This is a genomic window from Cupriavidus ulmosensis (genome assembly GCF_977008105.1).
This window is the reverse complement of the sequence record NZ_CDRMWP010000001.1, coordinates 3,000,405-3,024,102: the sequence shown is the minus strand read 5'-3', so window position 1 is coordinate 3,024,102 and position 23,698 is coordinate 3,000,405. Positions and strand designations below refer to the sequence as shown.

Genomic DNA, 23,698 nt, shown 5'->3' with positions numbered 1-23,698 from the left:
TCATCCGTTTTTCGGTAAAACGGTATTCTACTCGCTACGTTGACAAAACATGGCGTGCGCCGCCGCATGGGCGCCGCCGGGCGCGGGCGGGGCAGTGCCGCCCGCGCGCCGGCCGGGCATCCGGCCCGATATGCGCCGGGATGCCGGTCCCGATGCCGCCTATTTCTGCGCGGGCGGCTGCGGGGTTTCGGGCGCGTGGCTTTCCACGCTGTGCTGCTCGCCGCCGATGGAGATGTCGCCGCCGCCCTTGGTGAGCAGGTAGAGCGCCGCGCCGGCGATGACGACGAATGCGATGAAGATCTTTGCCATGTTTGTCTCCGGGATGGGATGCGTGTCGGAAGCCGCCGCGCGCGCGGTGCTTTCTTGTTGTTGATGGCAGTGTCGCAGCGCAGGCTTGCGTGGAACTTACACAGGCCGGCGGCCGGGCCGCCATCCGCCAGGCGGCGCCTGCTGCGCTTTCGGGAACGAAAAAGCCGCTGGCCGCGTACCTCCCGGAGGAGGCGCGGCCAGCGGCTTCGGACCCTGCCGGCAAGCCCCGCGAGGGGGGCCGTCCGCTCAGGCGGCCAGCAGCTGGCGCAGCACGAACGGCAGGATGCCGCCGTGGTTGTAGTAGTCGACCTCGATCGGGGTGTCGATGCGCAGCAGCACCGGCACGCGCTGCACGTCGCCGTTGACGCGCTTGATCACCAGCGTGACGTCCTGCTGCGGCTTCAGTTCGCCCTCGATGCCTTCGATGTCGAAGGTCTCGTTGCCGATGATGCCGAGCGTCTGCACGCTGTCGTTGCCCTTGAACTGCAACGGCAGCACGCCCATGCCGACCAGGTTGGAGCGGTGGATGCGCTCGAAGCTGCGCGTGATCACGGCCTTGACGCCGAGCAGCTGCGTGCCCTTGGCCGCCCAGTCGCGCGACGAGCCGGTGCCGTATTCCTCGCCGCCGAACACCACGGTGGGCGTGCCTTCGGCGATGTATTGCATGGCGGCGTCGTAGATCGACATTTCCTCGCCGGAAGGCTGATGCAGCGTGACGCCGCCTTCCACGCGCGAGCCGTCGGGCTTGACCGGCAGCATCAGGTTCTTGATGCGCACGTTGGCGAAGGTGCCGCGCATCATGACTTCATGGTTGCCGCGGCGCGAGCCGTAGCTGTTGAAGTCCGCCTTGAGCACGCCGTTGGCCTGCAGGTACTTGCCCGCGGGCGAGGATTCCTTGATCGAGCCGGCCGGCGAGATGTGGTCGGTGGTCACGGAGTCGCCGAACACGCCGAGCGCGCGCGCGTTGCGCACGCTCGCCTGGGTCGCGGCCGGCTCCATGCCGAAGTCCTGGAAGAAGGGCGGCTCGGCGATGTAGGTGGACGCGGGCCAGTCGTAGACCTGGCCCTTGGTGCCCTTGACCTTGGCCCACAGCTTGCTCGGCTTCTTGACCTGCTCGTAGTTGGTGCGGAACACGTCGGCGTTCATGGCGAACTTGAGCAGGGCGTGGATTTCCTCCGAGCTCGGCCAGATGTCGCCCAGGTAGATCTCGCGGCCGCCCTTGCCGGTGCCGACCGGCTCGGTCATCAGGTCGCGCGTGACGTTGCCGGCGATGGCGTAGGCCACCACCAGCGGCGGCGAGGCCAGGAAGTTGGCGCGGATGTTCGGGTGGATGCGCGCCTCGAAGTTGCGGTTGCCGGACAGCACCGCGGCGGCCACGAGGTCGTTCTTGGTGATGGCCTCGTTCAGTTCCGGCGTGAGGTCGCCGGCGTTGCCGATGCAGGTGGTGCAGCCGTAGGCGGTCACGCCGAAGCCCAGCTTTTCCAGGTACGGCAGCAGGCCGGTGGCCTGCAGGTATTCCGTCACCACGCGGCTGCCGGGGGCGAGCGAGGTCTTGATGTGCGGCGCCACCTTGAGGCCGGCTTCCACCGCCTTCTTGGCCAGCAGGCCCGCGGCCAGCAGCACACTCGGGTTGGAGGTGTTGGTGCAGGAGGTGATGGCGGCGATCAGCACGTCGCCGTTCTTCACGTCGACGCCGTTGCTCGTGGTGTAGGTCTTGTCCAGCTCGGCGATGTCCTTGTTGAAGCCGTTCTCGGCCACCGGCTTGGCGAACAGCGAGGCGAAGGTGGCCTTGACGCTGCCGATCTCGATGCGGTCCTGCGGGCGCTTCGGGCCGGCCAGCGAGGGGGTCACGCTGCCGAGGTCGAGCGTGAGCACCTTGGTGTAGTCGATGTCGCCGGCCTTGGGCACGCCGAACATCTCCTGGGCGCGGAAATAGCCCTCGAACGCGGCGATCTCCTCGGCCGTGCGGCCGGTGCCCTTGAAGTAGTCGATGGTCTTCTCGTCGACCGGGAAGAAACCCATCGTGGCGCCGTACTCGGGCGCCATGTTGCCGATGGTGGCGCGGTCCGGCAGCGCCAGGCTGGCGGTGCCCTCGCCGAAGAACTCGACGAACTTGCCGACCACCTTTTCGCGGCGCAGCATCTCGGTGATGGTGAGCACCAGGTCGGTGGCCGTGACGCCTTCGCGCAGGCGGCCCTTGAGCTCCACGCCGACCACGTCCGGCGTCAGGAAATAGACCGGCTGGCCCAGCATGCCGGCTTCCGCCTCGATGCCGCCCACGCCCCAGCCGACCACGCCGATGCCGTTGATCATGGTGGTGTGGCTGTCGGTGCCGACCAGGGTGTCCGGGTAGTACACGCCGTCCTTCTTGTGCACGCCGCGCGCCAGGTATTCGAGGTTGACCTGGTGCACGATGCCGAAGCCCGGCTGCACCACGCCGAAGGTGTCGAACGCCTGCATGCCCCACTTCATGAACTGGTAGCGCTCGTTGTTGCGCTGGAATTCCAGCTGCATGTTGAGGTCGAGCGCCTTCTTCTCGCGGAAGTGGTCGATCTGCACGGAGTGGTCGACCACCAGGTCCACCGGCACCAGCGGCTCGATCTTCTTGGGGTTCTTGCCCATCTTCTCGGCCACGTTGCGCATGGCGGCCAGGTCGGCCAGCAGCGGCACGCCGGTGAAGTCCTGCAGCACCACGCGCGCCACCACGAACGGGATCTCGTCCACGCGCTCGGCCACCGGCTTCCAGCTGGCGAGCTGCCTGACGTGTTCCTCGGTGACTTTCTTGCCGTCGCAGTTGCGCAGCACCGATTCGAGCACCACGCGGATCGATACCGGCAGGCGTTCGATGGCCACGCCGAGCGCCTTGCCCAGTTGCGGCAGGGAATAGTACTGGCCCTTGAGGCCCGGGCTGATCTTGAATTCTTTCAGAGTCTTATTGAGATTGTGGGGCATTGCCTTACTCCATTCGAAAGATGGTGCGGACTGGCTTGATTCGTAAATCCGTCATTCGTGCTGCGGCCGCCGGCGGGGGCGCCATGCTGATGCCTGCTGCTTTTTTTCTTGCTTCTCTGCTTCCCTGTTTCCCCGATCGTGCCGCCGGCCGTGCTGCCGATTCTATTGCCGGCCACCGCATGCTGTCTTGCGCAGACGAGGCCAGGCCAACGTTTGCACCGCGTCGATTGTAGGGCAAGCCGGCGCCCGGCGCGCGCCCGCGGTGCTCAGATGACGTACAGATCCACGTACTCGTGGACCGGCATCGCCTCCAGGCGCGCCTGGTCCAGCGACACCGCCAGGATGGCCTGCTGCTGGCGCTCCGGGAAGCGGCGCGCGAGGTTGGTCCTGAACTTCTCCACCAGCAGCGGGATGCCCTCTGCGCGGCGGCGCCGGTGGCCGAGCGGGTAGGTCGCCAGCACTTCGGGCAGCACCGTGCCGTCGTTCAGCTCCACGGTCAGCCCGTTGGCGATCGCGCGCTTGTCGGGGTCGTGGTAGTCGGCGGTGAAGGCGGGGTCTTCCACGCAGGCGATCTTGGCGCGCAGCGCGTCGATGCGCGGGTCGGCGGCGATGCGGTCCTCGTAGTCGCCGGCGGTCAGGCGGCCGAACAGCAGCGGCACGGCGACCATGTACTGGATGCAGTGGTCGCGGTCGGCCGGGTTGGCCAGCGGGCCGGTCTTGTCGATGATGCGGATGCAGGCTTCGTGGGTGCGAATGGTGATGCGCCGGATGTCGGCGGCCGTCCTGCCGGCGGCGGCGAGCCGGCCGTGCAGGGTCATGGCCGCCTCCACCGCGGTCTGCGCGTGGAATTCCGCCGGGTAGGCGATCTTGAACAGCACGTTCTCCATCACGTAGGTGCCGTAGGGGCGCTGGAAGCGCAACGGCTGGCCCTTGAACAGCACGTCGTAGAAGCCCCAGCCCCGGGCGGTGAGCACCGAGGGGTAGCCCATCTCGCCGGTGCGGGCCATCAGGGCCAGGCGCACGGCGCGGCTGGTGGCGTCGCCGGCGGCCCAGCTCTTGCGGCTGCCGGTGTTGGGGGCGTGGCGGTAGGTGCGCAGCGACTGGCCGTCGACCCACGCCAGCGAGACCGCGTTGATGATCTCCTCGCGCGCCAGGCCCAGCATGTGCGCGACCACGGCGGTGGAGGCCACCTTGACCAGCACCACGTGGTCCAGGCCGACCTTGTTGAACGAGTTTTCCAGCGCGATGCAGCCCTGGATCTCGTGGGCCTTGATCATGGCCGCGAGCACCTGCTTCATGGCCAGCGGCTTGCGGCCGGCGGCCACGTGGTTGCGCGACAGCCAGTCGGCCGTGGCGAGGATGCCGCCGAGGTTGTCCGACGGGTGGCCCCATTCGGCGGCCAGCCAGGTGTCGTTGAAGTCGAGCCAGCGGATCATGGCGCCGATGCTGAAGGCGGCCTGTACCGGGTCGAGCTGGAACTGGGTGCCCGGCACCCGGGCGCCGTTGGGCACCACCGTGCCCGGCACGATGGGGCCCAGCAGCTTGGTGCAGGCGGGGTAGGACAAGGCTTCCAGGCCGCAGCCGAGGGTGTCGATCAGGCAGTTGCGGGCCGTGTCGAAGGCCAGCGCGCTCTTGATCTGGTAGCCGGTCACGTAGTCGACGATGTCGGCCAGTACCTGATCGGGCTCTGGCCGGACGTTCGCAATAGGTGCAGACATGGGTCCCCTCGGGAATTTGTGCTGCCTGGTGCCTTTTTATGCCTTTCCGATACTACCGATGACTGATGCTCCGCGATGCCGGTGCGACGCCCGCGCGGCGGCGTCGCGCGGCGTCACTTCTGCGCGGTGGCGGGCTGGCCGGCCTCGGCGGTGGCCGGCGCGGACGGCGGCGCCACCAGCAGCGGCGTGGCCACCGGCGCGCGCAGTGCGCCGGCCTGGGTCGGGGCGGAGCCGCCGGCCAGCATGTCGGCGGTCTGGCATTCGTCGGCCAGGCGCTGGCCGGCGTTCTTGTTGAACAGCATGGCCTTGCTCGGGATCACCACCAGGTCCATGCCGGAGCGGGCGTCGAAATAGCGGTCGGCGCCGGTCACGGTGGACTGGCGCGGCAGGCGGTATTCCTTGCCTTCCCAGTTCACGGCGATGACTTCGTCGCGCAGCATGTTGCCGCTGATGTAGAGGGAGTGGCCCAGTTCGCACTGCCATTTCTCGCCGGCCGGCACGGCCGGGACTTCCTTGGCAGCGACGGTTGCCTTCTTCTTGGGGGCGGCCTTGTGGGCGGGCGCCTTCTTGGCGGGAGCGGCCTTCTTGGCCGGTTCCTGGGCCATCGCAACGCCGGCGGAGGTCAGCGAAAAGGCGCCGATGCAGGCGGCGAGGACGAGATGCTTCATTCTGTGGGTTCCTTCATGGTTGGGTCAAAGGTGGGTGACGGGGGCCAGGGGCCGGCAGCCACATATCCGCCGCTATTCTCTACGATTTGAAAGTCCGGGCGAAGCACACCTTCCATTGGTTACACAATTCCGCCGCCGCACGCGCCTTGCCGTGCACAGCGCGGCGTTGCCGGCGGCCACGCCCGACAGGGCGACGGATTTCTTGGGCTTCGGGGTTGCCGCGGGGCGGGCTGCTGCTCTGGCATCGCGTCTCCTGTCTGTTGGCGGGGCGGTCGGCGGTCTGGCGGGCGGGCCGCCGCGGTCATGGAAAGAAGCAGTCCAGCACCGTGCCCGGCAGACGCGCGCCGGTGGCGTGGGCGCGCTGCAGCAGCGACCAGTAATAGCGGTAGCTGGCGCGGTCGTGGAGCTGGCCCTGGTGCCGGATCGGCGCCCAGTTGTTTTCGTAGGCGGCCAGCAGGATCTCGCTGGCCGTGCCGATCTCCGCGCCGCTCGGGCGGAAGGCCGCCACGATCGGCCCGATCTGGCTCGGGTGGATGCTCCACTTGCGCAGGTAGCCGAATTCGGCGCGCGCGCGCAGGGCGTCCTCGCCGGCGCGCTCGGGCTGGGCGATGTCGGTGCTGACGTTGTGCGAGGGCACCTTGCCGTAGCGGTGGCAGGCGGCGGAGATCTCCAGCATGGCGCGCCGGATCAGCGGGTGCTCGAACTGCTGCGGCGAGCGCATGGCCTCGCCCGGGATCGCGCCGTGGTGGGCCGAGACGAAATCCATCAGGCCGAAGCTCAGGCATTCGACCTGCACCAGGCGGGCGATGTCGAAGACCTGCTCGAGCGCCGCGTGTGTCTCGATCAGCACATGAATCGGGATGTGGCGGGCAATGCCGGCGGCGCGCGCCACCTGGTTGACGTGGTCGGTCACGCGCGCGACCTCGACCACGTCGGCCACCTTGGGCACGACCACGTAGGCCAGGCGCGCGCCGGCGCTGCCGACCAGGATGTCGACGTCGGCGCGCCAGGCCGGGTGGGCCGGGTCGTGGATGCGCACGCCGACGCGGTTGAAGCGGTTCTGCGGGCCGTTGACGAGGCGCGCGCACAGTTCGGCGTGCTCGCGCTCGAGGCCGACGGCGGCGCCGTCCTCGCAGTCGAGGGTGATGTCGAAGACCGGCCCAAGCTCTTGCTGCAGGGCCAGCGATTTCAGCATCAGCTTCTCATTGCCGGCGTAGTGGTCGCACACCGGCAGTTGGGCCGCAATGGCTTCGCCCTGGAACAAGACCTCGGAGGGGTGCACGTTATGGATTCTTTTCGAGGTGGGAGGGCCGGGCGGCGCGGGCATGAAAAAAGCCGGAGCCCGCGCCGATCCGTGAATCGTTGCGGGGCTCCGGCCTGGTCATCGGCGCTGCCTGGGACTGGATCTGAAGCGGATCAGCCGAGCAGGTGCTGCACGCCGGCCTTTTCTTCTTCCAGTTCCTTCAGGGTGATGTTGATCTTTTCCTGGCTGTAGGCGTCGATCTCCAGACCCTTGACGATCTCGTACTTGCCGTTGGCGGTGGTCACCGGGTAGCCGAACATGGTGTCGGCCGGGATGCCGTACTCGCCGTTCGACGGGATGCCCATCGTGACGATCTTGCCGTTGGTGCCCAGCACCCAGTCGCGCACGTGGTCGATGGCGGCGTTGGCGGCCGAGGCGGCCGACGACAGGCCGCGCGCCTCGATGATGGCGGCGCCGCGCTTGCCGACGGTCGGCAGGAACACGTCGTTGTTCCAGGCGTGGTCGTTGATCAGGTCCTTGACGCTCTGGCCGTCGACGGTGGCGTAGCGGTAGTCGGCGTACATGGTCGGGCTGTGGTTGCCCCACACGAACAGCTTCTCGATCGACGAGACCGGCTTGCCGATCTTGGCGGCGATCTGCGACAGCGCGCGGTTGTGATCGAGGCGCAGCATGGCGGTGAAGCTTTCGCGCGGCAGGTTCGGCGCCGACTTCATGGCGATGTAGGCGTTGGTGTTGGCCGGGTTGCCGACCACCAGCACCTTGATGTCGCGGCTGGCGACTTCGTTCAGCGCCTTGCCCTGCACCGTGAAGATCTGGGCGTTGGCTTCGAGCAGGTCCTTGCGCTCCATGCCCTTGCTGCGCGGGCGGGCGCCGACCAGCAGGGCCACGTTGGCGTCCTTGAAGGCGACCTTGGGATCATCGGTGATCACCACGCCTGCCAGCAGCGGGAACGCGCAGTCTTCCAGTTCCATCACGACGCCCTTGACGGCGGCCTGGGCTTGCGGGAGGTCGAGCAGTTGGAGGATGACCGGCTGGTCTTTGCCCAGCATGTCGCCGTTGGCGATACGGAACAGCAGGGAATAGCCGATCTGGCCAGCGGCGCCGGTCACTGCGACGCGCATTGGGGCTTTAGCCATGAGTACATCTCCAAACGAAAAGAGGGGGAAACTGGACAGTGTCGCGCCGGACGGTGGTCCGGACGTCACCGGGTGCGGGTTCGTCGCCACGGCGGCAGGCGGCAGTCCGCCGGCGCGCTGGGAGCGATGCCGACTGGAGTGAGCCACAACGGGTCATGGGGTGCGACAAGGCGTAAGTCTACTGCGAAGAGGGGTGCCGTATCCAGAGCGGTGCCGGCGTCGAAACCAGCGGGAGTGTAGGCGCCCATATCTGCAATGTCAATTCATATGTCTTATATAAGACATAAGACATTTGATGCCGCGCTGGACGCCCTCCGCCGTTTTGTGGTGAAATTCGGCTATGTCATCCCTGCCCACGCCCCTCGTTGGTACTGCCGTTGCCGCAGCGCAGGATAACGGCGCCGCTACGTCCGGCGCCGGAGCGCAATCGCCCGTCGCGGCGGTTTCGCCCACGTTCAGCCCCCTTTACCAGCAGATCAAGGCGCTCATCACCCAGAGCCTGCAGTCCGGCGAATGGAAGCCGGGCGAGATGATCCCGAGCGAGATGGACCTGGCGGCCCGCTACAAGGTCAGCCAGGGCACCGTGCGCAAGGCCATCGACGAGCTCGCCGCCGAGAACCTGGTGGCGCGCCGCCAGGGCAAGGGCACCTTCGTCACGACCCATCACGAGGATGGCGTCAAGTTCCGTTTCCTGCGTCTCGTGCCCGATGAGGGCGAGCCGCACTATGGCGCGAGCCAGGTGCTGGAGTGCAAGCGCCTGCGCGCCCCGGCCGAGATCGCCCGCCTGCTCGACATCCGCACCGGCGACAGCGTGGTGCAGATCCGCCGCGTGCTGTTTTTCTCCGGCGAGCCCACCGTGCTGGACGAGATCTGGCTGCTGGGCACCAATTTCAAAGGCCTGACCGCGGAGAAGCTGACCGAGTGGAAGGGCCCGATGTACGCATTGTTCGAGGCCGAGTTCGGCACCCGCATGATCCGGGCCTCGGAAAAGATCCGCGCGGTGGCCGCCGATGCCGCCACCGCCGCCCTGCTGTCCGTGGAGGCCGGCACGCCGCTGCTGTCCGTCGAGCGTGTCTCCTTCACCTACGGCGATCGCCCCGTCGAAGTCCGGCGCGGTTTGTATGTCACTACCCGGCACTATTATCAGAACGATTTGAGCTAGCTGCCGAGTGGTTATCCCGGATGATTATTGCTGTCGTCGCGATGATGGCTGCCCGCCGTTGCGCCGAAGCAGGGAAATATTACGCCGTGGCGTAGCCGCGTGCGATTGTCGGGCACGCCATGTTGGTGCGCGATAGCTGAAAATTATTGGTGCGCCGCGCAACAAAGGCGCTAAAATTATGTGGATTTGCTCCAACTGCATTCATTTGCATGCAGGGCATTGAGTAGTTTCGTTTTTTGTTTACCGCAAAATGGGGTCTCGCATGGCTGAAGCCGTCAAACAAGCCAGGCCGGAGTTCCGGAACATCCATGTCACGCAGCTAGCGCGTTACAGGTTGCCCTGGGCCGGCAAGGTGTCCATCCTGCATCGCGCGAGCGGTGCCCTGATGTTCCTCCTCCTTCCTTTCGTGCTCTATCTGTTCGAGCAAAGCGTCACCTCGGAACTGAGCTTCGCAAAGTTCTCGGCGCTTCTGTCCGGCGGCTTCGTCAAGCTGGTTCTGCTGGTCCTGATCTGGGGCTACCTGCACCATTTCTGCGCCGGCATCCGTTTCCTGCTGCTCGACGTGCACGTCGGCGTGACCAAGCCCGCCTCGGCCAAGTCCGCCGTCGCCGTGCTGGTCGTCAGCCTGTTGCTCACCGCGATTTTCGGCCTGAAGCTGTTCGGCCTGTTTTGAGGAGAGTCAAGGTGGCAAATAATAATATCGGTCCCAAGCGTCTTGTCGTCGGTGCGCACTACGGTCTGAAAGACTGGCTCCTGCAGCGCGTCACCGCGGTCATCATGGTGGTCTTCACCGTCGTGCTGGCGATTTCCTTCCTGCTCTCGAACGGCGCTTCCTACGAAGCGTGGGCGGGTCTCTTCTCCAATCAGTGGATGAAGGTCATCACGTTCCTCACCATCCTGTCGCTGCTGTTCCATGCCTGGATCGGCGTGCGCGACATCTGGATGGACTATGTGAAGCCGATGGCCGTGCGCCTCGTGCTGCAAGTTCTTACGATTTTGTGGCTCGTCGGTTGTGCGAGCTACGCTGCTCAGATTCTCTGGAGGGTGTAATAAATGGTCGCAGTCAAGACTGGATTGCCGCGTCGACGTTTCGACGTGGTCATCGTCGGGGCGGGCGGCGCCGGGATGCGCGCATCCCTCCAGCTCGCGGAAGCCGGCCTGAACGTGGCCGTGCTGTCCAAGGTGTTCCCCACGCGCTCGCACACCGTCGCGGCGCAGGGCGGCATCGGCGCCTCGCTCGGCAACATGAGCGAGGACAACTGGCACTATCACTTCTACGACACCATCAAGGGTTCCGATTGGCTGGGCGACCAGGACGCGATCGAATTCATGTGCCGTGAAGCGCCCAAGGTGGTCTACGAGCTCGAACACTTCGGCATGCCGTTCGACCGCAACGCCGACGGCACCATCTACCAGCGCCCGTTCGGCGGCCATACCTCGAACTATGGCGAGAAGCCGGTCCAGCGCGCCTGCGCCGCGGCCGACCGCACCGGCCACGCGCTGCTGCACACGCTGTACCAGCGCAACGTGCGCGCCAAGACCCACTTCTTCGTCGAATGGATGGCGCTGGACCTGATCCGCGACGAGGACGGCGACGTGCTGGGCGTGACCGCGCTGGAAATGGAAACCGGCGAAGTCTACATCCTCGAAGCCAAGACCACGCTGTTCGCCACCGGCGGCGCGGGCCGCATCTACGCCGCTTCCACCAATGCCTTCATCAACACCGGCGACGGCCTGGGCATGGCGGCGCGCGCGGGCGTGCCGCTGGAAGACATGGAGTTCTGGCAGTTCCACCCGACCGGCGTGGCCGGCGCGGGCGTGCTGATCACCGAAGGCGTGCGCGGCGAAGGCGGCATCCTGCGCAACAAGGACGGCGAGCGCTTCATGGAGCGCTACGCGCCGACGCTGAAGGACCTGGCGCCGCGCGACTTCGTCTCGCGCTCGATGGACCAGGAAATCAAGGAAGGCCGCGGCTGCGGCCCGAACGGCGACTACGTGCTGCTGGACCTCACCCACGTCGGTGCGGACACCATCATGAAGCGCCTGCCGTCGATCCGTGAAATCGGCCTGAAGTTCGCCAACGTCGACGCGATCAAGGAACCGATTCCCGTGGTCCCGACCATCCACTACCAGATGGGCGGCATCCCGACGAACCTCCACGGCCAGGTGGTGGCGCCGAAGAACGGCAACCCCAACGAGGTCATCAACGGCTTCTACGCGATCGGCGAATGCTCGTGCGTGTCGGTGCACGGCGCCAACCGCCTGGGCACCAACTCGCTGCTGGACCTGGTGGTGTTCGGCCGCTCGGCCGGCAACCACATCGCCGCGACCGCGATCAAGCAGAAGGAGCACAAGCCGCTGCCGGCCGACGCCGCCGACCGCGCGCTGTCGCGCCTGGCCAAGCTGCAGTCGTCGTCGTCGGGCGAGTACACCCAGGACGTGGCCAACGAGATCCGCAAGAACATGCAGTCGCATGCCGGCGTGTTCCGCACGCAGAAGCTGATGGACGAAGGCGTCGAGCGCATCCTGGAAGTGACCGAGCGCGCCGCCAACATCCACCTCAAGGACAAGTCCAAGGTCTTCAACACCGCGCTGGTGGAAGCCCTGGAAGTGTCCAACCTGGTGGAAGTGGCCAAGGCGACCATGATCTCGGCGGCAGCCCGCAAGGAATCGCGCGGCGCGCACGCCCACAGCGACTTCCCTAATCGCGACGATCAGAACTGGCTCAAGCACACGCTGTTCTACAGCGAAGGCAATCGCCTCGACTACAAGCCGGTGAAGATGGAGCCGCTGACGGTGGAAAGCGTTCCGCCCAAGGCCCGGACCTTCTGAGCACCGCGTCGAAGAGCTAAACAGGACCCACAGAAATGAAGCGTATTTTCGAAGTCTACCGCTACGATCCGGACAAGGATGCGGCACCCCGCATGCAGACCTACGAGGTCGAGCTGGACGGTCACGAGCGCATGCTGCTGGACGCGCTGGTCAAGCTGAAGAAGCTGGACGAGTCGATCTCGTTCCGCCGCTCGTGCCGCGAAGGCGTGTGCGGTTCGGACGCCATGAACATCAATGGCAAGAACGGCCTGGCCTGCCTGACCAACATGCGCGAGCTGCCGGACCGCATCGTGCTGCGCCCGCTGCCCGGCCTGCCGGTCGTGCGCGACCTGATCGTCGACATGACGCAGTTCTTCAAGCAGTATGATTCGATCAAGCCGTACCTCATCAACGACGAGCCGCCGCCCGAGAAAGAGCGCCTGCAGTCGCCCGAGGAGCGCGACGAGCTCGACGGCCTGTACGAATGCATCCTGTGCGCGAGCTGCTCGACGTCGTGCCCGTCGTTCTGGTGGAACCCGGACAAGTTCGTCGGCCCGGCCGGCCTGCTGCAGGCCTACCGCTTCATCGCGGACAGCCGCGACCAGGCCACCGGCCAGCGCCTGGACGACCTGAACGACCCGTACCGCCTGTTCCGCTGCCACAGCATCATGAACTGCGTCGACGTCTGCCCGAAGGGGCTGAACCCGACCAAGGCCATCGGCAAGATCAAGGAGCTGATGGTTCGCCGCTCGGTCTGACCGCGCGGTGGTTGTAAGCGGCGCGTCAGCCCGGGCCTGCACCATGCAGCCCGGGCGATGCGCCGGAAGTAGGTAGGGACCTATGAGCGAAAGTACTTCCCCCAGTTTCTCCCACCAGGCCGATCCGCACCGGCGTGCGCGATTGCGCTGGCGCGCGCGGCGCGGCCTCCTGGAGAACGACATCATCGTCGAACGTTTTTTCAACCGTTACGAGCAAAACCTGTCCGATGAGGACGTGGCCTCGCTCTCCCAGCTGTTCGAGCTGGGCGACAACGAGTTGATGGACCTGCTGCTTGCCCGCAAGGAGCTGGACGGTGAGCTCGACACGCCCCCGATGCGGCATGTGATCTCTCTGCTGCGTTCGGTCTGAGTATCGTCAACATCATTAGTCAAGCATTTGAAGGAACCGACATGACACCGTCCGATGTGAAAGCCACGCTATCGTTTTCCGATGGTTCCCCCAGCGTTGAGCTGCCGATTTACACCGGTACCGTAGGTCCGGACGTAATCGATATTCGCAAGCTGTACGGTCAAACCGGTAAGTTCACTTACGATCCCGGTTTCATGTCGACGGCTTCGTGCAACTCGAAGATCACCTATATCGACGGCGACAAGGGCGAGCTGCTGTACCGCGGCTACCCGATCGAGCAGCTGGCCACCAAGTGCGATCACCTGGAAACCTGCTACCTGCTGCTCAAGGGCGAGCTGCCCAACGCCAAGCAGAAGGAAGAGTTCGTCGACGCCGTGATGAACCACACGATGGTTCACGAGCAGATGCAGTTCTTCCTGCGCGGCTTCCGCCGCGATGCCCACCCGATGGCCGTGCTGACGGGCCTGGTGGGTGCCATGAGCGCGTTCTACCACGACGCGATGGACATCGACGATCCGCATCAGCGCGAAATCTCCGCGATCCGCCTGATCGCCAAGATGCCGACCCTGGTCGCGATGGCCTACAAGTACAACATCGGCCAGCCGTACGTCTACCCGCAGAATGACCTGTCCTACTCGGGCAACTTCATGCGCATGATGTTCAGCACGCCGTGCGCACCGTACACCGTGAATCCGGTGCTCGAGCGCGCGCTCGACCGCATCTTCATCCTGCACGCCGACCACGAGCAGAACGCCTCGACCTCGACCGTGCGCCTGGCCGGCTCGTCGGGCACCAACCCGTTCGCCGCCATCGCCGCTGGCGTGGCCTGCCTGTGGGGTCCGGCCCACGGCGGCGCCAACGAAGCCGCGCTGAAGATGCTCGAGGAAATCGGCAGCGTCGACAACATCACCGAGTTCATCAAGCAGGTCAAGGACAAGAACTCGGGCGTGCGCCTGATGGGCTTCGGCCATCGCGTGTACAAGAACTACGATCCGCGCGCCAAGCTGATGCGCGAAACCTGCTACGAAGTGCTCAACGAACTGGGCCTGCACAACGACCCGCTGTTCAAGCTGGCGATGGAGCTGGAAAAGATCGCGCTGGAAGACGAATACTTCGTCAGCCGCAAGCTGTACCCGAACGTCGACTTCTACTCGGGCATCGTGCAGCGCGCGCTGGGCATCCCGACCTCGCTGTTTACCTGCATCTTCGCGCTGGCCCGCACCCCGGGCTGGATCTCGCAGTGGGAAGAGATGATCACCGATCCGGAATACAAGATCGGCCGTCCGCGCCAGCTGTTCAACGGCGCGGCCAGCCGCGACGTGCCGGAAATCGGCAAGCGCTGATTTTCCGCGGCGGGCGGCCCGCGCGGCCGCCCGCGGCAGCGCCACAAGCAGTGCAGCAATACCAGACGCCCCGGCTTGCCGGGGCGTTTGTCATTCAAGGCCGGCACCGCTTTGTGCATTGCGGGAGAATCATTGCCGCCCAGGTGGTGAAACCGGCAATTTCTGGCCATTTGTGCCGTGGTTGAGCCGCTAAGGTCCTCATTAATTGTGCAGATTTGATGCCGGACGGGAAATTTGCCCCTATAATGCGGGCTGCTTTGCCGACAGCAGCCGGGCCACCCTTCCGGATTGCGCCGCGGCGAGCGGGGCAGGCGAATCACCTGCGCAATAGAGAACGCATCCACGTTGTCTTTCCGAACCAAGGTCCTTCGCCACGGCGCGGGGCTGACACATGCCGGGCCCCGCATACGCTGTTCATTGTCTTCGTCGGCCCGTCTTCCGCGCTCGGGCGTTTTTCTCGGCGGTAGTTCGCGGGTGTTGTTCGATTGCGCAGGTCATGCCGCCACCAGCCCGTGACCACTACATAATCGAGGAGCTCCTGATGACGCTGTCCCGTCTTACGTCCATCTCCCTGGCCGCCGCACTGGCTGCCTTCGGCGCCGCCGCCCACGCGGAAACCGTCAAGATCGCCATCGCCGGCCCCATGAGCGGCTCGGTTGCGCAGTATGGCGACATGGTCAAGGCCGGCGCGCTGACCGCCATCGAGCAGATCAACGCGGCCGGCGGCGCCGGCGGCAACAAGTTCGAAGTGGTGCTGATGGACGACGCCTGCGAACCGAAGCAGGCCGTCGCCGTCGCCAACAAGATCGTCAGCCAGAAGATCAGGTACGTGATCGGCCACGTGTGCTCGGGTTCCACGATCCCGGCCTCCGACATCTACGAGAACGAAGGCGTCGTGATGGTGACGCCGTCGGCCACCGCGCCGCAGCTCACCGAGAACAAGAAGCGCAAGTTCATCTTCCGCACCATCGGCCGCGACGACCAGCAAGGCCCGGCCGCCGCCCAGTACATCATCGCCAAGGTCAAGCCCAAGAAGGTCGCCGTGCTGCACGACAAGCAGTCGTACGGCCAGGGCATCGCCTCGTCGGTGAAGAAGGACCTGGAAGCCGCCAAGATCCCGGTGGCCGTGTTCGAAGGCATCAACGCCGGCGATTCCGACTACTCCGCGGTGATCACCAAGCTCAAGTCGCAGGGCGTGGACTTCGTCTACTTCGGCGGCTACCACCCCGAGATGGGCCTGCTGCTGCGCCAGGCGCGCGAGCAGGGCGTCAAGGCCACCTTCATGGGCCCCGAAGGCGTGGGCAACAAGGACGTGACAGCCATCGCCGGTCCGGCCTCCGAAGGCATGCTGGTGACGCTGCCGGCCGACTTCTCGGCCGACCCGGCCAACGCCGCGCTGGTCAAGGCCTTCGCCGACAAGAAGCGCGACGCCAACGGCCCGTTCCAGATGCCGTCGTACGCCGCGGTGCAGATCATCGGCGACGCCATCGCCGGCGCCAAGAGCACGGACCCGGCCAAGGTTGCCGCGTATATGCACAAGAACGCCTTCCAGACCCCGATCGGCAAGGTCGAGTACGACGCCCAGGGCGACCTCAAGTCGTTCAAGTTCGTCGTCTTCACCTGGCACAAGGACGCCACCAAGACCGCAGCCAACTAAGCCGCACATCGGCTTCGCACGCCCCGCCCGGCATACCGGCGGGGCGTTTTGGTATCGGGCCGCGGCCCGGCCGGCCCGCGCGCCGCGGCATGAGCGCGGCGCGCGCGGCATCCGTCCTGTCCGGCCTCGCCGGTCCCGGGGCTCGCCGCTTTCAAGGCGCCGGTTTCAAAGTAATGGGGCTTCCCGCATGAACGAGTTCCTTCCACAGTTCACCCAGCAGCTGGTCAACGGCCTGATGCTGGGTGCGATCTATGCGCTGATCGCCATCGGCTACACGATGGTCTACGGCATCATCGGCATGATCAACTTCGCCCACGGCGAGATCTACATGATCGGCGCCTACGTGGGCCTGGTGACGCTCACCGCGATCGGCGTGCAGGCCGGGTATCCGCTGCCGCTGGTGCTGGGCGCCGCCTTGCTGGTGTCGGTGCTGGTCACCGGCATGTACGGCTTCGCCGTCGAGCGCGTGGCCTACCGGCCGCTGCGCGGCGGGCCGCGGCTGGTGCCGCTGATTTCCGCCATCGGCATGTCCATCTTCCTGCAGAACTACGTGCAGATCGGGCAGGGCGCGCGCGACGTCTCCGTGCCCGTGCTGATCTCCGGCGCCATCGAATTCCAGATGGGCGGCGACTTCACCGTGACCGTGCCGTACTCGCGCCTGCTGATCGTCGGCGTGACGCTGGTGCTGATGGTGGCGCTGACGCTGTTCATCGGCCACTCGCGCATGGGCCGCGCCTGCCGCGCCTGCGCCGAGGACATGCGCATGGCCAACCTGCTCGGCATCGACACCAACCGCGTGATCTCGTTCACGTTCGTGCTGGGCGCCATGCTGGCCGCCGTGGGCGGCGTGCTGATCGGCCTGACCATCGGCAAGCTCAATCCGTTCATCGGCTTCGTGGCCGGCATCAAGGCCTTCACCGCGGCGGTGCTGGGCGGCATCGGCAGCATTCCCGGCGCCATGCTGGGCGGCGTGCTGCTGGGCCTGGCCGAGACCTTCGCCTCCGGCTACATGCCGGCCGAATACAAGGACGTGGTGGCCTTCGGCCTGCTGGTGCTGATCCTGCTGTTCCGCCCGACCGGCCTGCTCGGCAAGCCGGACGTGGAAAAAGTCTGAGGAGCGCGCGATGAGAAACGACGCATCGATGGGGCAATCCCTCAAGAACGCGATTACCGCGGCGCTCATGACCGCCATCCTTACCGTGCCGGTGCTGGGCCTGCAGCTCAAGCTCGACGGCTACAAGGTGGTGCTCGAGCCGCACTGGCAGCCGGTCTGGCTGGCGGTCGGCGCGGTCTTCCTGTTCCAGTTGTGCAAGCCGCTGTTCCTGCGCGCGAGCGCCGGCATCAGGCTGCCGGCGATGCCGGCGCTGGGCGCGGACCGCCAGCGCAAGGTGATCTGGCTGCTGCTGGCCGCCGGGCTGGTGTGGCCGTTCTTCGGCTCGCGCGGCGCGGTGGACGTGGCCACGCTGGCGCTGATCTATGTGATCCTGGGGCTGGGCCTGAACATCGTGGTCGGCTACGCCGGCCTGCTCGACCTGGGCTACGTGGGCTTCTACGCGGTGGGCGGCTACACCTACGCGCTGCTCAACCAGTATTTCGGCCTGACCTTCTGGGAATGCCTGCCGATCGCCGCCTGCATGTCGGCCACCTTCGGCTTCCTGCTGGGCTTCCCGGTGCTGCGCCTGCGCGGCGACTACCTGGCCATCGTCACGCTGGGCTTCGGCGAGATCATCCGCCTGCTGCTCAACAACCTGACCAGCCTCACCGGCGGCCCGGACGGCGTCTCGGGCATTCCCAAGCCGACCGTGTTCGGCATCGAGATGGCGCGCAGCGCCAGCGTGGAGGGCGTCAAGACCTTCCACGAGCTGCTCGGCTGGGACTACAGCGGCGAGCACATGGTGATCTTCCTCTACCTGCTGGCGCTGCTGCTGGTGGCCTTCACGCTGTTCGTCACCAGCCGGCTGATCCGCATGCCGATGGGGCGCGCGTGGGAGGCGCTGCGCGAGGACGAGATCGCGTGCCGCTCGCTGGGCCTGAACCCGACCCGCATCAAGCTGTCGGCGTTCACGCTGGGCGCGGCCTTCGCCGGCCTCGGCGGCGCCTTCTTCGCCGCGCGCCAGGGCCTGGTCAATCCCGAATCGTTCACCTTCATCGAGTCCGCGCTGATCCTGGCGGTGGTGGTGCTGGGCGGCATGGGCTCGCAACTGGGCGTGATCCTGGCCGCGATCCTGCTGACCGTGCTGCCCGAGGTGGCGCGCGGTTTCGCCGAGTACCGCATGCTGATCTTCGGCCTGGTGATGGTGCTGATGATGATGTGGCGTCCGCAGGGCCTGCTGCCCGCGAGCCGCCCCCACGTGGAGTTGCCGCAATGAGCCAGGCACACCAAGTACAACCGGCGGAACTGCTGAAGGTCTCCGGCCTGCAGATGCGCTTCGGCGGCCTGCTGGCCGTGGACGGCATCGATTTCGACGTGCGCCGCGACGAGGTCTTCGCCATCATCGGCCCCAACGGCGCCGGCAAGACCACGGTGTTCAACTGCGTGGGCGGCTTCTACCGGCCCACCGCGGGCGAGGTCACGCTGGACGGGCATTCGATAGCCCGCCTGCCGAGCCACCAGGTGGCGCGCCGCGGCCTGGTGCGCACGTTCCAGAACATCCGCCTGTTCAGGCAGCTCACCGTGGTCGAGAACCTGCTGGTGGCACAGCACCTGCAAGTGCGCGCCGGCCTGCTGCACGGCCTGTTCGCCACGCCGGCCTACCGCCGCGCCGAGCGCGCGGCGCTGGAGCGCGCCGCGGTCTGGCTCGAGCGCATGGGCCTGCGCGACGTGGCCAACCGCGAGGCGGGCACGCTGTCGTACGGCCACCAGCGCCGGCTGGAGATCGCGCGCTGCATGATCACCAACCCGCGCCTGCTGATGCTCGACGAGCCCGCCGCCGGCCTCAACCCGCAGGAGAAGGTCGAGCTGTCGCAACTGATCGACCAGCTGCGCCGCGAGTTCAAGATCTCGGTGCTGCTGATCGAGCACGACATGAGCCTGGTGATGGGCGTGTCCGACCGCATCCTGGTGATGGAGCACGGCCGCCCGATCGTGGTCGGCAAGCCCGCCGAAGTGCGCAACGACCCGCGCGTGATCAAGGCCTACCTGGGAGAGGACTAAATGCTGAAGCTGGAACAGGTCCATACCCACTATGGCGCCATCGAGGCGCTGTCGGGCGTGTCGATCGAAGTGAACAAGGGCGAGATCGTCACGCTGATCGGCAGCAACGGCGCCGGCAAGACCACGCTGATGATGACCGTGTGCGGCTCGCCGCGCGCCTCCAGCGGGCGCGTGCTGTTCGAGGGGCAGGACATCACGCGCCTGCCCACGCACGAGATCATGCGCCTGGGCATGGCGATCTCGCCGGAAGGGCGGCGCGTGTTTCCCAGCCTGACGGTGTTGGAAAACCTCAAGATGGGCGGCTTCTTCGGCAAGCGCGACGAGGTCGAGGCTGGCATCGAGCACGTCTACACGCTGTTCCCGCGCCTGAAACAGCGCTCGGGCCAGCGCGCCGGCACCATGTCCGGCGGCGAGCAGCAGATGCTGGCCATCGGCCGCGCGCTGATGAGCCGCCCGCGCCTGCTGCTGCTCGACGAGCCCACGCTCGGCCTGGCGCCGCTGGTGATCGCGCAGATCTTCGACATCATCCGCGCCATCCGCGCGGAGGGCGTGACGGTGTTCCTGGTCGAGCAGAACGCCAACAAGGCGCTGGGCGTGGCCGATCGCGGCTACGTGCTGGAGACGGGCCGCGTGGTGCTGGCGGACACGGGCGCCAACCTGCTGGCCAACGACCGCATCAAGAGCGCCTACCTGGGCGGCTGACCTCTGGCGCTCTTCCCCGCGGCGGGGGAGGGCGCCAGCCCCTTTTCGCCATCGGCGAAATCCCCCTTTCGCCAATCACATTACATCGGCAGGCCCGATCCGCGCGGGCGGAGGCCGGCCGTGCGCTATCGCTGTGGCATAATCGATTGTGATGTCAAGCATTGCTGCAAGCCGCATTTCCTGCACGCATCCGGCGCGACAAAACCTCCCCGCAAACTACCGCGCGACGCCGCCAACCGTGCTGTACCGAACGGTCCCGGCCCGCCCATCGCATCATGGCCAAGACGCTTTACGACAAACTCTGGGATGACCACACCGTGCACGTCGAGGACGACGGCACGACGATGCTGTACATCGACCGCCACCTGCTGCACGAAGTCACCAGCCCGCAGGCGTTCGAAGGCCTGAAGCTCGCGCAGCGTCCGGTCTGGCGCATCAGCGCCAACCTGGCGGTGTCGGACCACAACGTGCCGACCACCGATCGCAGCCAGGGCATCGCCGATCCGGTCTCGAAGCTGCAGGTGGACACGCTGGACACCAACTGCGACGCCTACGGCATCACCCAGTTCAAGATGAACGACCTGCGCCAGGGCATCGTGCACGTGATCGGGCCGGAGCAGGGCGCCACGCTGCCGGGCATGACGGTGGTGTGCGGCGACTCGCACACCAGCACGCACGGCGCGTTCGGCGCGCTGGCGCACGGCATCGGCACCTCCGAGGTGGAGCACGTGCTGGCCACGCAGACGCTGCTGGGCAAGAAGGCGAAGAACATGCTGGTGCGCGTGGAAGGCAAGCTGCCGCGCGGCTGCACCGCCAAGGACATCGTGCTGGCGATCATCGGCAAGATCGGCACCGCCGGCGGCACCGGCTACACCATCGAGTTCGCCGGCTCGGCCATCCGCGAGCTGAGCATGGAAGGGCGCATGACGGTGTGCAACATGGCCATCGAGGCCGGCGCGCGCGCCGGGCTGGTGGCGGTGGACGACATCACGCTCGAGTACGTCAAGGGCCGCCCGTTCTCGCCGCAGGGCGTGGAGTGGGACCATGCCGTGGCCTACTGGCGCACGCTGCATTCCGACGCCGGCGCGCAGTTCGACCAGGTGGTGGAGCTGCGCGCGGAAGACGTGCGCCCGCAAGTGACCTGGGGCACCTCGCCCGAGATGGTGGTCAGCATCGAAGACCGCGTGCCGGATCCCGAGAAGGAAAAGGACCCGAACAAGCGCAACGCGATGGAGCGCGCGCTGGAATACATGGGCCTGCAGCCCAACGTGCCGGTGAGCAGCATCAAGATCGACAAGGTCTTCATCGGCTCCTGCACCAACAGCCGCATCGAGGACATGCGCGCCGCCGCGTGGGTGGTGCAGAAGCTGGGCCGCCGCGTGGCCGGCAACGTGAAGCTGGCGATGGTGGTGCCGGGCTCCGGGCTGGTCAAGGCGCAGGCCGAGCGCGAAGGGCTGGACAAGGTCTTCAAGGCCGCCGGCTTCGAGTGGCGCGAGCCGGGCTGCTCGATGTGCCTGGCCATGAATGCCGACCGCCTCGATCCGGGCGAGCGCTGCGCGTCCACCTCGAACCGCAACTTCGAAGGCCGCCAGGGCGCGGGCGGGCGCACCCACCTGGTGAGCCCGGCGATGGCCGCCGCGGCTGCCATCGAGGGCCATTTCGTCGACATCCGCCGGCTCGGCTGAGGCGGACCGCGCTTCGTTATCCCATACACCGACACACGCCGTTTCATCATGAAATACGCCCTGACCGCCCTCGCATGCCTGTGCATGCTGCAACTTGCCGGCTGCAACACCGTGGCCGGCATCGGCAAGGACACCAAGGCAGCGGGCCACGCGCTCGAAAGCGCGGCCAGCAAGTAAGGAACCAGATCATGGACAAGTTCACTGTACACAGCGGGCTCACGGTGCCCCTGGACCGCGAGAACGTCGACACCGACGCCATCATCCCCAAGCAATTCCTCAAGTCGATCAAGCGCACCGGCTTCGGCCCCAACCTGTTCGACGAATGGCGCTACAAGGACGTGGGCCAGCCCGGCCAGGACAACAGCCTCCGTCCGCTCAACCCGGACTTCGTGCTGAACCAGCCGCGCTACCAGGGCGGCTCGATCCTGCTGGCGCGCCGCAACTTCGGCTGCGGCAGCTCGCGCGAGCACGCGCCGTGGGCGCTCACGCAATACGGCTTCCGCGCCGTGATCGCGCCGAGCTTCGCCGACATCTTCTTCAACAACTGCTACAAGAACGGCCTGCTGCCGGTGGTGCTGACCGAATTGCAGGTCGACCACCTGTTCAACGAGACCAATGCGTTCAACGGCTACAAGCTGACCATCGACCTGGACAAGCAGGTGGTGCTCACGCCGGGCGGCGACGCCTATGCGTTCGACATCGCGCCGTTCCGCAAGTACTGCATGCTCAACGGTTTCGACGACATCGGCCTGACCTTGCGCCATGCCGACAAGATCAAGGCATACGAGGCCGAGCGCGTGACCCGGATGCCGTGGCTGAACAACCGCGTGGTCGGCTGAGCCGGCGCAGACACAACAAGGAAGACACAGCATGAAAATCGCAGTCCTGCCGGGTGACGGCATCGGTCCCGAGATCGTGGCGGAAGCCGTCAAGGTCCTGAACGCGCTCGGCGAGAAGTTCGAGCTGGAAAGCGCGCCCGTGGGCGGCGCCGGCTACGAGGCCAGCGGCCATCCGCTGCCCGACGCCACGCTCAAGCTGGCCAAGGAAGCCGACGCCATCCTGTTCGGCGCCGTGGGCGACTGGAAGTACGACAAGCTGGAGCGCGCGCTGCGCCCCGAGCAGGCCATCCTGGGCCTGCGCAAGCACCTGCAGCTGTTCGCCAACTTCCGCCCGGCGATCTGCTATCCCGAGCTGACCGGCGCCTCGAGCCTGAAGCCCGAGCTGGTGGCCGGCCTCGACATCCTGATCGTGCGCGAGCTCAACGGCGACATCTACTTCGGCCAGCCGCGCGGCATGCGCGAGGCGCCGGACGGCCCGTTCCAGGGCGCGCGCGAAGGCTTCGACACCATGCGCTACAGCGAGCCGGAAATCCGCCGCATCGCGCACGTGGCGTTCCAGGCCGCGGCCAAGCGCGGCAAGAAGCTGTGCAGCGTGGACAAGGCCAACGTGCTCGAGACCTTCCAGTTCTGGAAGGACATCGTCACCGACGTGCACAAGGAATACCCGGAAGTCGAGCTGTCGCACATGTACGTCGACAACGCGGCCATGCAACTGGTCAAGGCGCCCAAGAGCTTCGACGTGATCGTCACCGGCAACATGTTCGGCGACATCCTGTCGGACGAGGCCGCCATGCTGACCGGCTCGATCGGCATGCTGCCGTCGGCTTCGCTGGATGCCAACAACAAGGGCCTGTACGAGCCGTCGCATGGCTCGGCGCCGGACATCGCCGGCAAGGGCGTGGCCAATCCGCTGGCCACCATCCTGTCGGCGGCGATGATGCTGCGCTACTCGCTGGGCCGCGCCGAACAGGCCGACCGCATCGAGAACGCGGTCAAGAAGGTGCTGGCGCAGGGCTACCGCACCGGCGACATCCTAACGCCGGGCTGCAAGCAGGTCGGCACGCGCGAGATGGGCGAGGCGGTGCTGGCGGCGCTGTAAGCGCCAACGGCGCGGCGGCGGCGCCGCACGCCGGCAAGTCGGAAAGGCGCCCCGCGGGGCGCCTTTTCCTG

22 protein-coding genes are annotated in these 23,698 nt (G+C 66.4%); 16 read left to right on the top strand and 6 right to left on the bottom strand.

Features of this window, described 5'->3' with window-relative positions:
- Positions 1-159: 159 nt before the first annotated feature.
- The 6 genes from ACWTPI_RS13940 to ACWTPI_RS13915 form a co-directional block, all read right to left on the bottom strand.
- Positions 160-309: a hypothetical protein gene (locus ACWTPI_RS13940; protein WP_020200784.1), complete on the bottom strand. Its 150-nt coding sequence runs from the start codon at positions 307-309 to the stop codon at positions 160-162.
- 246 nt (positions 310-555) lie between these two features.
- Positions 556-3,261, bottom strand: a complete 2,706-nt coding sequence (gene acnA / locus ACWTPI_RS13935) for an aconitate hydratase AcnA (protein WP_059411343.1) — start codon at positions 3,259-3,261, stop codon at positions 556-558.
- A 266-nt stretch (positions 3,262-3,527) separates the two neighbouring features.
- The gene (locus tag ACWTPI_RS13930) at positions 3,528-4,979 is read right to left on the bottom strand and encodes a bifunctional 2-methylcitrate dehydratase/aconitate hydratase (RefSeq protein ID WP_454731915.1); all 1,452 of its coding nucleotides are present in this window, start codon (positions 4,977-4,979) and stop codon (positions 3,528-3,530) included.
- 113 nt (positions 4,980-5,092) lie between these two features.
- Positions 5,093-5,647 (bottom strand): hypothetical protein, encoded by a 555-nt coding sequence (locus tag ACWTPI_RS13925; RefSeq protein WP_020200781.1) that lies wholly within the window; start codon positions 5,645-5,647, stop codon positions 5,093-5,095.
- 301 nt (positions 5,648-5,948) lie between these two features.
- The gene (locus tag ACWTPI_RS13920) at positions 5,949-6,929 is read right to left on the bottom strand and encodes an HpcH/HpaI aldolase/citrate lyase family protein (RefSeq protein ID WP_059411345.1); all 981 of its coding nucleotides are present in this window, start codon (positions 6,927-6,929) and stop codon (positions 5,949-5,951) included.
- Positions 6,930-7,063: 134 nt separating this feature from the next.
- Entirely contained in the window at positions 7,064-8,047 is a 984-nt protein-coding gene (locus ACWTPI_RS13915) for a malate dehydrogenase (RefSeq protein ID WP_059411346.1), read from the bottom strand.
- A 340-nt stretch (positions 8,048-8,387) separates the two neighbouring features.
- Between ACWTPI_RS13915 and ACWTPI_RS13910 the strand changes: the two genes are divergently transcribed.
- From ACWTPI_RS13910 to leuB, 16 genes are all read left to right on the top strand, one after another.
- Positions 8,388-9,209, top strand: a complete 822-nt coding sequence (locus tag ACWTPI_RS13910; RefSeq protein ID WP_029043136.1) for a GntR family transcriptional regulator — start codon at positions 8,388-8,390, stop codon at positions 9,207-9,209.
- A gap of 262 nt (positions 9,210-9,471) precedes the next feature.
- Entirely contained in the window at positions 9,472-9,882 is a 411-nt protein-coding gene (gene sdhC, locus ACWTPI_RS13905) for a succinate dehydrogenase, cytochrome b556 subunit (RefSeq protein ID WP_029043135.1), read from the top strand.
- A gap of 11 nt (positions 9,883-9,893) precedes the next feature.
- Entirely contained in the window at positions 9,894-10,259 is a 366-nt protein-coding gene (gene sdhD, locus ACWTPI_RS13900) for a succinate dehydrogenase, hydrophobic membrane anchor protein (protein ID WP_020200776.1), read from the top strand.
- A gap of 3 nt (positions 10,260-10,262) precedes the next feature.
- Positions 10,263-12,041, top strand: coding sequence for a succinate dehydrogenase flavoprotein subunit (gene sdhA / locus ACWTPI_RS13895; RefSeq protein ID WP_454731914.1), 1,779 nt, complete (start codon positions 10,263-10,265; stop codon positions 12,039-12,041).
- Positions 12,042-12,076: 35 nt separating this feature from the next.
- Positions 12,077-12,778 carry a succinate dehydrogenase iron-sulfur subunit gene (locus ACWTPI_RS13890; RefSeq protein ID WP_020200774.1) on the top strand — a complete coding sequence of 234 codons (702 nt, stop codon included), beginning with the start codon at positions 12,077-12,079 and terminating at the stop codon, positions 12,776-12,778.
- 82 nt (positions 12,779-12,860) lie between these two features.
- Positions 12,861-13,148, top strand: a complete 288-nt coding sequence (locus ACWTPI_RS13885; RefSeq protein ID WP_059411347.1) for an FAD assembly factor SdhE — start codon at positions 12,861-12,863, stop codon at positions 13,146-13,148.
- A gap of 41 nt (positions 13,149-13,189) precedes the next feature.
- Complete coding sequence (gene gltA, locus ACWTPI_RS13880) at positions 13,190-14,491, top strand: citrate synthase (protein WP_029043132.1); 1,302 nt, start codon at positions 13,190-13,192, stop codon at positions 14,489-14,491.
- A 541-nt stretch (positions 14,492-15,032) separates the two neighbouring features.
- On the top strand, positions 15,033-16,148 hold the full coding sequence (locus ACWTPI_RS13875; protein WP_020200771.1) for a branched-chain amino acid ABC transporter substrate-binding protein: 1,116 nt from the start codon (positions 15,033-15,035) through the stop codon (positions 16,146-16,148).
- A gap of 187 nt (positions 16,149-16,335) precedes the next feature.
- Positions 16,336-17,262, top strand: coding sequence for a high-affinity branched-chain amino acid ABC transporter permease LivH (gene livH / locus ACWTPI_RS13870; RefSeq protein ID WP_454731913.1), 927 nt, complete (start codon positions 16,336-16,338; stop codon positions 17,260-17,262).
- A 10-nt stretch (positions 17,263-17,272) separates the two neighbouring features.
- Positions 17,273-18,517, top strand: a complete 1,245-nt coding sequence (locus ACWTPI_RS13865; RefSeq protein ID WP_454731912.1) for a high-affinity branched-chain amino acid ABC transporter permease LivM — start codon at positions 17,273-17,275, stop codon at positions 18,515-18,517.
- Complete coding sequence (gene livG, locus ACWTPI_RS13860; protein WP_454731911.1) at positions 18,514-19,302, top strand: high-affinity branched-chain amino acid ABC transporter ATP-binding protein LivG; 789 nt, start codon at positions 18,514-18,516, stop codon at positions 19,300-19,302. Before ACWTPI_RS13865 ends, livG begins: the two co-directional genes overlap by 4 nt.
- Entirely contained in the window at positions 19,303-20,004 is a 702-nt protein-coding gene (locus ACWTPI_RS13855) for an ABC transporter ATP-binding protein (protein WP_020200767.1), read from the top strand.
- A gap of 275 nt (positions 20,005-20,279) precedes the next feature.
- Entirely contained in the window at positions 20,280-21,689 is a 1,410-nt protein-coding gene (gene leuC, locus ACWTPI_RS13850) for a 3-isopropylmalate dehydratase large subunit (RefSeq protein WP_020200766.1), read from the top strand.
- 48 nt (positions 21,690-21,737) lie between these two features.
- Positions 21,738-21,866 carry an entericidin A/B family lipoprotein gene (locus tag ACWTPI_RS13845; protein ID WP_196812830.1) on the top strand — a complete coding sequence of 43 codons (129 nt, stop codon included), beginning with the start codon at positions 21,738-21,740 and terminating at the stop codon, positions 21,864-21,866.
- Between the two features lie 11 nt (positions 21,867-21,877).
- Positions 21,878-22,528, top strand: a complete 651-nt coding sequence (gene leuD / locus ACWTPI_RS13840; RefSeq protein ID WP_454731910.1) for a 3-isopropylmalate dehydratase small subunit — start codon at positions 21,878-21,880, stop codon at positions 22,526-22,528.
- A gap of 31 nt (positions 22,529-22,559) precedes the next feature.
- Positions 22,560-23,627 (top strand): 3-isopropylmalate dehydrogenase, encoded by a 1,068-nt coding sequence (gene leuB, locus ACWTPI_RS13835; protein ID WP_020200763.1) that lies wholly within the window; start codon positions 22,560-22,562, stop codon positions 23,625-23,627.
- The last annotated feature ends 71 nt before the right edge of the window (positions 23,628-23,698 follow it).